Source organism: Leeuwenhoekiella palythoae (assembly GCF_900130045.1).
Classification (GTDB): domain Bacteria; phylum Bacteroidota; class Bacteroidia; order Flavobacteriales; family Flavobacteriaceae; genus Leeuwenhoekiella; species Leeuwenhoekiella palythoae.
In genome coordinates, this window is record NZ_FQXT01000001.1 from 588912 (window position 1) to 600457 (window position 11546).

7 protein-coding genes are annotated in these 11546 nt (G+C 42.9%); 6 read left to right on the forward strand and 1 reads right to left on the reverse strand.

The genetic code is table 11. From position 1 onward, the window contains the following. Positions 1–600: 600 nt before the first annotated feature. Entirely contained in the window at positions 601–1551 is a 951-nt protein-coding gene (locus BUA96_RS02500) for a glycoside hydrolase family 43 protein (protein ID WP_394365238.1), read from the reverse strand. A gap of 182 nt (positions 1552–1733) precedes the next feature. Here BUA96_RS02500 and BUA96_RS02505 point away from each other — a divergent pair, with 182 nt between their 5' ends. From BUA96_RS02505 to BUA96_RS02530, 6 genes are all read left to right on the forward strand, one after another. Further along, positions 1734–2216 carry a YqiA/YcfP family alpha/beta fold hydrolase gene (locus tag BUA96_RS02505; protein ID WP_072980009.1) on the forward strand — a complete coding sequence of 161 codons (483 nt, stop codon included), beginning with the start codon at positions 1734–1736 and terminating at the stop codon, positions 2214–2216. Positions 2217–3101: 885 nt separating this feature from the next. Then, positions 3102–3878: a non-homologous end joining protein Ku gene (gene ku / locus BUA96_RS02510; RefSeq protein WP_072980011.1), complete on the forward strand. Its 777-nt coding sequence runs from the start codon at positions 3102–3104 to the stop codon at positions 3876–3878. Continuing rightward, the gene (gene ligD, locus BUA96_RS02515; protein ID WP_317041283.1) at positions 3847–6309 is read left to right on the forward strand and encodes a DNA ligase D; all 2463 of its coding nucleotides are present in this window, start codon (positions 3847–3849) and stop codon (positions 6307–6309) included. Before ku ends, ligD begins: the two co-directional genes overlap by 32 nt. A gap of 147 nt (positions 6310–6456) precedes the next feature. Continuing rightward, a complete protein-coding gene (locus BUA96_RS02520; protein WP_072980013.1) occupies positions 6457–6924 on the forward strand; it encodes a (2Fe-2S)-binding protein in 468 nt (155 codons plus the stop codon). Between the two features lie 4 nt (positions 6925–6928). After that, positions 6929–7906: an FAD binding domain-containing protein gene (locus BUA96_RS02525; protein ID WP_072980015.1), complete on the forward strand. Its 978-nt coding sequence runs from the start codon at positions 6929–6931 to the stop codon at positions 7904–7906. After that, positions 7906–10095, forward strand: a complete 2190-nt coding sequence (locus tag BUA96_RS02530; protein WP_072980017.1) for a xanthine dehydrogenase family protein molybdopterin-binding subunit — start codon at positions 7906–7908, stop codon at positions 10093–10095. Before BUA96_RS02525 ends, BUA96_RS02530 begins: the two co-directional genes overlap by 1 nt. The last annotated feature ends 1451 nt before the right edge of the window (positions 10096–11546 follow it).

The following is an 11546-nucleotide window of genomic DNA, read 5'->3' on the forward strand; positions in this document are numbered from 1 at the left end:
AAATTAAAAATACGAAAGTAGAAATATAAAATACCTCTTAAACGTGATTTCGACCATCGGGAGAAATCACATCTGCTGCGCACTTTGTCATAAGCCCTCATCCCCAACCCTTCTCCCGCAGGAGAAGGGAGCTTCTTTGCTAGTGAGATCTTCCCGATAGCTATCGGGACTCGTCGAGATGACTGCACACCTTTGAGAATGTTCTTATTCATACTCGAAGAGTTAGGGTTCTTTTTCTTCAGTATAGCGAGAAGGCTCCGTTAAGAATTTCTGAAGCCTTGGAAGAAATTTAGGAGCCTTCTTGCGGTTTGCCTGATAAGGCAAAATACCTAAGAAAAAGGGTCTTTTCTTTTTTGCATCCGACGACCGCAGGGAGAGGAATGCACCTGTTGTGCTTTGTAATGCTGTTAGTCGAATTAGTAATGGCAAAGAAAATGAATGAACATGATTTAAAGCAAAAATGTATCAAGCTGATAGTAATACATTAATACGAAAATCTCTCATCACTTGTCCCAATGCAGATTGGGAATGGTATCCCGCGTTGATGAACACGCACAGTTGAGAAATCACATCGTATTACGTTGCAACCGCGATTCCTATTTACAATTTTATCTGTTTAAAACTATCAGGCACAAGTTCAAGTATGCCGTCTTTAAAACGCAACTGAACACTACCGGTTTTACGTGGACCAACTTGATTCTTTGAGTTATGCATGTGTAGCACATAGCGCAGCATTCCGTTTTGATCTGTAAAGAGATCGCCGTGACCTATTCCCGGTTGTTGAGTAGTATTTTCACTGATTATGGGATTGCCTTTATACTTTGTCCAAGGCCCCAACGGATGGGTTGCTGTGGCATAGCCTACCGCATAATCAGGATTTCTAAAATCGTTTGCCGAATACATCAAGTAATAGGTTGTTCCCTTTTTAAATACAGTAGGACCTTCTGAAACCGGCCAATCGGTATTTTGTGTGTTTTCCCAACCTGTGGTGGCGTGTAAACATTCGTTTAGTGTTTCGGTTTTAATAGCTGAAAGATCTTCCGTCAGCTCAGCAACAAAAATGCGGTTGCCTTCTTGCAGACGCACATGATACAAATAGGCTTTTCCACCATCAAAAAACACAAACGGGTCAATCTGCTTTACCGATGCTGCTAAAGCAGTTCCGGAATTGGTAAAAGGTCCTAACGGACTATCAGCTGTTGCGATAGCGATCTGCTCGTTGGCGGTATACGCCATATAATAGCGTTCCTTATGCTTAAACACCTGCGGTGCCCAAAAGCCTTTGGTCCCAAAACCGGCTCCCTTCTTAAATGCATAACCGTCCGTTGCTCCCGCCGGACCCGACCAGTATTCCAAGTCGGTTGACGTATACACTAAAAATCCGGCTCCCGGTATTGCCGCATCCTCCTTGGTTCCGTAGAGATAAAAGATACCATCCTCTTCAAAGATCGTTGGGTCTGCCAAAAGGATGTCATCAGCCGGTTGTTGAGCAACAACTGCACAATTTACAAGCAACAGAACTATAAGGCAAAAACGGATAGACAAAGGCACTGGTTTTGAATTTTTAAATTAGCTACTTGTAAATATAAACTTCTTACAGCAAGATCTTAGGGACTTCTTTTAAGCATCCTTAGGTTCGACTATAGCTTTCTATGAATTATTTTCAAAGCGACCTGTAAAACCGACGCGTTCTGACGCTACCTCATACTACCTTTATAATCTAAAATAAACCTATGAACATTCTTTACCTTCACGGATTAGACGGAAGCTTGAGCCAACCCAAGCGCAGTATCTTAGAACAGTATGGGGCTGTGTATGCGCCACAACTCGATTATCGTAACGAATCTAATTGTATGCACTTGATCTATGAACAGTTTAAAGATCATAATATAGATCGGATTATCGGAAGCAGTATGGGCGGTTATATGGGCTATTATCTATCAAATGCATTGAACTGTAAAGCCTTGCTCTTCAATCCGGCTTTGGCAGCACGCCCGGTTGAACAAGAACGCATGGATTTTGATCCACCATCACAAACCAAAATGCTCGTGTTAGGCGCCGAGGACACTGTAGTTCCACCGAAACAAACCTTGCAAATCCTAAGCAAGCAAGCTTTATGCTGTGATTACCACATCAGCATACAACAAGGCTTGGCGCACCGCATTCCGATTACTACTTTTGAAACCGCGGTGCAACGCTTCTTTACTGACTTATGATCGCTGCCTAATATGTATTCCTTATTCTTAGATGATCTCCGAACACCGGAAATGATTTATCCGGCCTCCACGGCTGAAACTTTTGTCGTGGTACGTAGTTGGCAAGGGCTATTGGGTTATTTTTTATTGCTGATTTGTTATTCGGGATTGGGGAAATACGAAATACAAATAAGCAACGCACTGTCACTTCGAGTGATTCTCGAGCGCCTTAGCGCGAGAGGATTGTATCGAGAAGTCATATGAAGTCAGTAGTCCCGGTTGGCAGTTTGTTGTTTTCAGTTTACGGTTTGCTGATTGCTGTTTGAAATATGAAAGTAGAAATGTGAAATATGACTTAATCGTCATTTCGACCATCGGGAGAAATCACATCTGGTGAGCGCTTTGTTAAAAGCCCTCATCCCCAGCCCTTCTCCCGCAGGAGAAGGGAGTTTGTTTCGCTATCTATATTAGCTTAACGTTTTGATCCTTCCTGCCTCAATATATATAAGGAATTGAATTATGAGTTTTGGAATTGTAAATTACTACCCGTATGCAACGCGATCAGCTCCCCTCCTCGTTGAGGAGGGGTGGCAGCGAAGCGCACGCAGTGTGCAAAAGCTGACGGGGTGGTGTTGCCGCAACTGTACTAGAACCACCCCTGCCCTGCTGTGCAGGCATTCACCAGTTCAAAAGATATTTCTTATCCCTTTTAAAACATAAATACCAACCTTCCTCTTGTTAAGTATCGGGCGATGGATGGCTTATAATGTATTTAAAAACGCTACAACCCTCAGACGCTGCAAACCTGCGTTAAATATTCCTTAATTCAAATACTATTAACAAATGCTCCAATCAAATTTCCTCTAAATGATCTACCTTAAATAATCTGATTTTAAACAAACTATTATGCGCTCAATTTGGAATGGTTCAATAAGTTTTGGTTTGGTTTCCATACCTATAAAAATGTATTCCGGCTCGGAGGACCGTAAGTTGGATCTAGATATGCTCGACCGCCACGACAATGCGCGTATACGCTACAAACGCATTAATGAAGACACTGGAAAAGAGGTAGAATGGAAAGATATTGTCAAAGGTTTCAAGCAGGATGATGGTTATGTAGTGCTTGAAAAGGAAGACTTTGAACAAGCCAACCTCAAAAAAAGCAAAACCATCGATATCGAGGAATTTATTGACGAGGCCGAAGTTGCCGATGTTCTTTTTAAAAAACCTTATTTTCTCGAACCACAGAAAGAAGGAGGCAAATCGTACAACCTGCTACGCAACGCATTGAAAAAAACTAAAAAATTAGGTGTGGGTACATTTGTGATGCGTCAAAAAGAACATCTTAGTCTGGTGGGTGTTTATAACGCTGCTTTGGTTTTACACGTGATCAGGTTTGAAGACGAGATACGCGATCCTGGAGAACTTAAATTATCTAAAACTAAAGTGAGTAAAAAAGAAGTGGATATGGCCATCTCGCTCATTGAAAATTACACCGAGGCCTTTGACTTGACCAAATACAAAGACGTATACAACGACCAGTTGATGAAAATTATTAAGTCGAAATCTACCGGAAAAGTTAAAGAACCTCAAAAATTTGAAACTAAACCCACACCCGCAAAAGATTTAATGGCACAGCTAAAAGCCAGTCTTGAGAAAAAGAAAAAAAACAAAGCTTCCTGATATGGGGCTGGAGGAATATAAACGTAAAAGGGACTTTAGCAAAACTCCAGAACCCGCTGCAGACATCCACTCTAAATCAGCGGGTCGTTTTGTCATTCAACGGCATCGGGCTTCTCGTTTGCATTACGATCTGCGGCTAGAGTTCGATGGGGTGCTCAAAAGTTGGGCTGTGCCCAAAGGTCCTTCGCTCAATCCTGCAGACAAGCGCCTTGCGGTGCAGACTGAAGATCATCCTATACGCTATCTAACTTTTCAAGGCACTATCCCAAAAGGGAATTATGGCGCCGGGAAAATGACCATTTGGGATGAAGGCACCTATACCATAGCACCCGGATATCCCGAGGATGCCCTGAAGCAACAGTTTGAAAAAGGCGACTTAAAACTTCTTTTTTTTGGCACCAAGATAAAAGGAACCTTCGCTCTGGTGCATACCAAAAGAAAAAATGCTGATAATCATTGGTTACTCATTAAAAAACAAGATTCTTATGCTACCAATTTACACTACGATGCAGAGTTACTTGCAAACCGTGACCCAGCATCAGACACCACTTTGGTCCCTACCCAAAAACTCACCCCCTTTCAATTTATTCGGCCTATGCTGGCCTCCACTACTAAAACGATATTTAATGATCCCGAGTGGGTATATGAACTCAAATGGGACGGTTATCGGGTTCTGGCACATATTAAGGATGGGAAGGTTCATCTGCATTCGCGAAACGGGATCAACTATACAACAACGTTTGACATACTAAAACAGGATTTAGAGAGCGTTGAGCATGATACCATTCTGGATGGTGAAGTGGTCATCGTAGATGCTGAGGGCTTACCGCAGTTTCAGGCGTTGCAGAATTATACACATACTACGTCAGGCACATTGCGCTATTATGTTTTTGATATGCTCCACCTCAATGGGCATGACATGCTCAACCTCCCCCTTTTAGATCGTAAAAGTCTGATTCCGGAAGTCATCGCAGGATGTGAATCTACCCTGTATTGCTCTCATATTGAGGATATGGGTGCTGCACTCTATAAGAAGGCTGTTGATGCGGGAATGGAAGGCGTCATCGCTAAGCATAAACAATCAACCTATACACCGGGATACCGTTCTGAAAAATGGCTTAAGATCAAACATAGGCTTACCGAAGAAACTCTGATCTGCGGGTATACCGAGTCAGATAGCAGCGGTAAACTGTTTGGGAGTCTGATTCTAGGTATGTATGCTGAAGACAAACTGAAATATGTGGGCAATTGTGGTTCCGGGTTTAACACTCAAGAGCAACATTGGCTGATGAAGCAGTTGAAAAAACTAGGGGTAGCTGAAAACCCCTTTGGTAAAAAGATAAACCTGAAGGGCCGAAAGCCAAACTGGACAAGTCCGCAGTTAATTTGTGAAGTTCACTTTTCCGAATGGACGTCAAACCGTATCATGCGCCATCCGGTTTATAAAGGTCTTCGGAACGATAAGATTCCGCATGAGATTCATATTCAGAAACCACATTCCGCAGCTAAGCAAACACAATCCAGCGCTGAAACAGGTCTAGACGTAGGCGGACACCAAGTTAAATTCACCAATCTGGAAAAAATATATTGGCCTGCTTCCGGCTTCACCAAGTATGACCTAATAGATTACTATATTCAGGTTTCCGAATATATGTTGCCCTACCTCAAAGACAGGCCTCAGAGCTTACACCGGCATCCAGACGGAATTGACCAAAAAGGTTTTTACCATAAAGACCATGATCATCTTCCGGCGTGGATGGATACGGTTTCCGTATTTTCTAAATCTTCTGACCGCATGATTAACTACCTATTGTGCCAAAACGAAGCCGGATTGCTGTATATGGCCAATCTGGGATGTATTGAAATCAACCCTTGGAATTCGCGAGTAGGTAAATTAGAGAAACCCGATTATGCCATAATCGATCTTGATCCCTCAGACACCAATACCTTTGAAGAAGTTATCACTGTAGCGCAGGCGGTTAAAGAAATTTTAGATCAGGCAGGTATTCAAGGTTTTTGCAAAACCTCTGGTTCGAGTGGTTTACACATCTACATCCCGTTGGCGGCACAGTACAGTTATGCCGAAGCTCGTAATTTCACCAAATTGCTGTGTATGTATGTGGAGGAAAAGGTTCCTAAGCTTAGCAGTATGGCCCGTACGATTAAAGACCGAAAAGGTAAAATTTATCTGGACTATCTGCAAAACAGAAAAGGGCAAACACTTGCCGCCCCCTATTGTGTCAGACCCAAACCCGGAGCAACGGTTTCTGCTCCTCTAGAGTGGAAGGAAGTCAAGGCGGGACTACAAATCAATCAGTTTACCATAAAAACAATGCTCGACCGTCTAGCAGAACAGGGCGATCTATTTGCTGGAGTTTTAGGAATGGGTATTGATATGGCTGCTGCCCTTAAAAAGTTAGATACGGCATAACCTATATTTTTAGAAATATATTACATCTCTTAATAATTTGTTATTTAAGAATACTTAAACAGTATATCCTGAGATATCCCGGTAAATTGAGGATACTTAGCCTTACCATATAAGGTATTACTTTACTGACAAACCAACTGCTTTTTTATGAATACAAATCCTGTGCATTTTACCTTAAACGGAAAACCCGTTAAAATTAGTATTGAACCATGGACCACACTACTTGACTATCTGCGCTATCATAAAAAACTCGTTGGCACAAAAAAGGGGTGTGACCACGGCCAGTGCGGTGCTTGCACTGTTCTTGTTGACGGTAATAGTGTAAATTCTTGCCTTTGCCTTTTGGTGAGTCTTGATGGCAAAGACATCACCACCATTGAAGGTATTGGAACAGCCGACAATTTAAGCGTGGAACAGCAGATTTTTATAGAAGAAGATGCGTACCAATGTGGATTCTGTACTCCCGGACAAATTTGCTCTACCATTGCGATGCGAAACCGTGGGGAAATCAATTCTGAAGAAGAACTCAAAGATTGGATGAGTGGCAACCTTTGTCGTTGTGCCGCCTATAAGAATTTAACGAAAGCCGCTCGCCGCATTTACAAAGAATCCTAAACCTATGAAACCATTTCAATACACCCGACTATCAACCCAGGATCTCGCTTCAGGTACAACCTTACGAGATTCTACGATTCTTGCCGGCGGAACTAACTTAATAGACTTGATGAAATATGGAGTGGAAAAACCCGATCGTCTTGCAGATATCGGAAAGTTGCCTTACGCTCAAATCGAAGAATCTGATGAGGGTTTATTACTAGGAGCATTGGTTACCAATGCAGATACGGCTTATCATTCCGCCGTAAAAAAGACGTATCCTCTGCTTCACAAAGCCATCCTTTCCGCAGCTTCCGCTCAGTTGCGTAACCGGGCTACAAATGGGGGAAATCTCCTGCAACGCACACGCTGTTATTATTTTTACGATACCGCAATGCCCTGTAATAAGCGTGAACCGGGAAGCGGATGTGCCGCAATTAACGGCTTTAACCGTATCCATGCTATTTTAGGTACTTCAGCGTCGTGTATTGCCACGCACCCTTCAGATATGTGTGTAGCCTTAGCCGCCTTGGAAGCTGAAGTTCATGTGTTGCGAAAGGGAGCAACCCTCGTGATTCCCTTTGACCAACTACACAGACTTCCGGGAGATCATCCAGAAAAAGACCATAATCTGGAACCCGGAGATCTCATAACCCATATTCAATTACCCACGGAAGGGTTCTCAGACCATTTTGAATATTTAAAAATCCGTGACCGCGAGTCGTATGCGTTTGCACTCATCTCTGTTGCCGCATGCTTAAAAGTTTCCGAGGGTAAAATTGAAGACATCCGTGTCGCTTTAGGCGGTGTCGCTCACAAACCCTGGAAGCTAAAAAAAGTAGAAAAAGAAATGATTGGTAAAGTGGCTTCTACCGATAACTTTCAATTCTTCGCAGAACGATTAATTCAAGGTGCCCAGAGTTTCGGAACCAATGACTTTAAAATCTTGCTGGTTAAACGTGCTATCGTACGTGCTTTAAACAGCGCTCTAAATCCATCATAATGCTCAATATAGGTAACAAACAAACCCGAGTCGACGGTCCGCAAAAAGTAACCGGAAAAGCGACCTATACTGCGGATATCGCTGCTCCATTTTACCATGCCTACGTTTTACAAAGCACCATTGCCTGTGGAAGCATCACCGCCATAGACACTACGGCAGCAGAGGCTTTTGAAGGGGTAAAAGCTATTTTTACGCACTTAAATCTTCCAGAGCGTTTAAAGAATAAAGTTGACTATACCGATCCGCTAGCCCCTCCCGGAAAGCCATTTCGACCTTTTTATAACAATACAATACTTTATAATGGTCAACCTATTGCCTTAGTCGTTGCTGAAAGCTTTGAACAGGCACGCTATGCTTCTAAGCTGATCAAAGTGACCTACGAAGAGAAGAAATTTAAAGGCAGCTTAGCGGAGAACCTCAAAAATGCCAGCGCCGATCGCGCTCCGGAACCGGCAAAAAACAGAGGGGATTTTACAAAAGCTTTTAAAAATTCCGACTATACCATCATTCGCGAATACCGACAGTCGCGCAACTACCACAATCCGATGGAACCTCACGCCACAAGCGTTGAATATAATAGCGATGGTAACATCGTGGTCTATGATAAAATACAAGGGGTTGCTAGTTCACTAAAATATCTAAAGGGTGTGTTTGGCCTTGGCGCAGATTCAGTTCGGGTAAAAAGTGATTTTGTAGGCGGTGCGTTCGGCTCCGGTCTTCGCCCACAGTACCAGTTATTTATGGCAACCCTTGCTGCTTTAGAATTAAAACACAATGTGCAAATGGTTATGACACGGGCGCAAATGTTCAGTTTTGGATATCGGCCAGAAGTCATTCACACCATGAAATTGGGATGTTCAAAAGACGGTACACTAACAGCGCTTTCCCATAAAACTGTAGGAGAGACCTCTACATTTGAAGATTTTAACGAGACTATTGTAGACTGGTCTGGACTCCTATACAAATGCGATAATGTAAATTTAGAATATGAATTAACACCTGTACAAAGTTATACCCCTCTCGATATGCGCGCGCCTGGTGGCGTCTCTGGGGTTTATGCCTTAGAATGTGCTATAGATGAACTTGCCCACGAGGCGGGCATTGATCCGCTGGAATTTCGTCGTAAAAATTATGTAGATTATGATCAGAATGAAAACAAACCCTTCACCAGCAAAGAGCTGAAGGCTTGTTATGCTCGATGTGAGGAAGTGTTTAACTGGAATAATAGAAAAAGTCTAGCTAAAACTGACCCACACTTGCTTTTGGGTTATGGGATGGCCACAGGTTCTTGGGAAGCATTGCAACAACCTGCTTCCGTTGCTCTGAGTATGAATGAGATGGGTACATTTACCATTAAATGTGCCACTGCAGATATTGGCACCGGAACCTATACCGTCATGTCTCAGATCGCCGCAGACAAATTGGGGGTATCTCTAGACAAAATAAAATTTAAGCTGGGAGATACGGCGTTCCCAGACTCCCCAATAGAAGGTGGCTCTTGGACGGTTTCGTCCGTAGGATCGGCGGTCGCCGCGATTTGTGAAAAATTTCAATACCGAATCTTTGATGTATGGAAACGAAATAATCCTGAATATCAAGCGGTAGCTTTTGAAGCTATTTCGTTTCAAGATGCTAAGCTAAAATATGGTTCTAAAACTTTTGCTTTCACGGAAATTATGCAGCAGGCTTCCAAGGATGAATTAAGCATCGCTCATAGTGAAGCACCTGCGGATGGTCAAGACACCCATTCGGGTTATGCCCACTGTTGTGTGATGGTTGAAGTTACAGTTGATAAGGAATTAGGGATTATAAAAGTGCCCCGCCTTGTCAATGTTTCTGCAGCGGGTAAAATAATCAATCCTAAAACTGCTGAAAATCAATTGTTAGGATCGATGATCTGGGGTTTGGGGATGGCCCTACGTGAGGAGGGAATGGTAGACTCCCGGTATGGGCGGGTCATGAATGCCAACTTCGCTGAATATCATATTGCAGTAAATGCAGATATACACGATATACACACGGAGTTTGTGGAAGAGCATGACGACAAAGTGAATCCGCTGGGTGCCAAGGGTGTAGGAGAACTTGGAATTGTAGGCCTCGCCGCAGCAATAAGCAATGCTATTTTTGACGCTACCGGAAAAAGACTGAGAAAGCTTCCTATGCTCTTGGATGATGTTTTAGAAGTCTAACCACCTCGTTCGTATACGAACGTCGGGAGCAATCATATCTGGTGTGCGCTTCCTCATACCCCCTCATCCCCAGTGCTTCTGTAATAGGCAGTCTCAGTTGGCAGTTTTCTGTTTCTAAAGTATTGAAAAGTTAGATAAAAGAGCTAAGACTTTTGAAAGTATAAGAAGTACAAAGTAAGAAGTACAACGTATTGTCACTTCGAGTGATTCTGGAGCGCCAAAGCGCGAGAGGATTGTATCGAGAAGTCATATGAAGTCAGTAGTCCCGGTTGGCAGTTTGTTGTTTTCAGTTTGCTTCTTTTCAACGTTACCGCGCTGCCGGTCCCAATTAAGATTGGGAATTGTATCGCGTGTTAATGAGGAATCACAATCATTTCGACAATCGGGAGAAATCACATCTGGTGAGCGCTTTGTTAAAAGCCCTCATCCCCAGCCCTTCTCCCGCAGGAGAAGAGAGTTAGCAACCTATGGATCTTCCCGATAGCTCTCGGGACTAGTCGAGATGACTGAACACCTTTGAGAAGGTTCTTATACATACCCGAAGGGTTAAACGAAACGAAAACTCCCTCGGTTCAGAATAGATGAAGGAAGCTCCGAAGGACAGGAGCGGTAGCGACGCGGAGCTGACAAGACGGTTTTTGCCTGATAAGGCAAAAAATTCCTAAACGAGGGCGTCGTTTCTTTTGGTTCGTTTTCTTTAGACGAGTAAAGAAAATGAACAGAACATGGATTTAAAAATAAACTTTTATTCATACTCCTTTCTTTTTTGCATCGCCAAAAAAAAACAATCCCGATAGCTATCGGGACTAGGCTTATTTTTAGATCCTTGAAAACTACGCAAACACCTTTGCCTGCGGATAGCAAACCGCTGCGCTTGTGCCATGTAATACTGTTGGTCGAACTAGTACTAGTAAAGAACACGATTAGTAGTAAAACACCTCAAAATCAAAGGCTAGGCATCCCCCACTCAAAGCCCAGGCAAAGGCCATGATAGAGTATGAAATCAAGGTCTAGACATAGCACCTTATTTAAGGAGACTATGGACCACCTCGTTGAAGCCTTTCATATTCAATGCTTCAACGTACTACACCCCTTTTCAAACTATACTCCAACTACTTTTAACCACAAATACTGTGGGCAAGTGTGGACTCAGTGTAGATTCATTATGGATTCACTGTGGGAGCATAAGGCTTAAATTCAGGAGTGGGCATTCAGCAGTGGGCAGTAAACGGTAAACAGGATACAGTCGCAGTTAGCAGTAAACCCTAAACAACGAATAACAAACGAGAAATACGGAATAGGAAACAGTAGACAGTTGTTATTTCTGCTGTTTGTTATTGCTGATTTGTTATTCAATATTAAAGTACAAAGGCAGAAGTACAAAATACAAATACGCAACGCACGGTCACTTCGAGTGATTCTGGAGCACCCTCGTGCGAAAGAATTGTATC

What these genes read in the sequence shown, in the direction of transcription:
- ku (WP_072980011.1), top strand. Translation starts at nt 3,102, where the DNA reads ATGCGCTCAATTTGGAATGGTTCAATAAGTTTTGGTTTGGTTTCCATA.
- BUA96_RS02525 (WP_072980015.1), top strand. Translation starts at nt 6,929, where the DNA reads ATGAAACCATTTCAATACACCCGACTATCAACCCAGGATCTCGCTTCA.
- BUA96_RS02530 (WP_072980017.1), top strand. Translation starts at nt 7,906, where the DNA reads ATGCTCAATATAGGTAACAAACAAACCCGAGTCGACGGTCCGCAAAAA.
- BUA96_RS02520 (WP_072980013.1), top strand. Translation starts at nt 6,457, where the DNA reads ATGAATACAAATCCTGTGCATTTTACCTTAAACGGAAAACCCGTTAAA.
- BUA96_RS02505 (WP_072980009.1), top strand. Translation starts at nt 1,734, where the DNA reads ATGAACATTCTTTACCTTCACGGATTAGACGGAAGCTTGAGCCAACCC.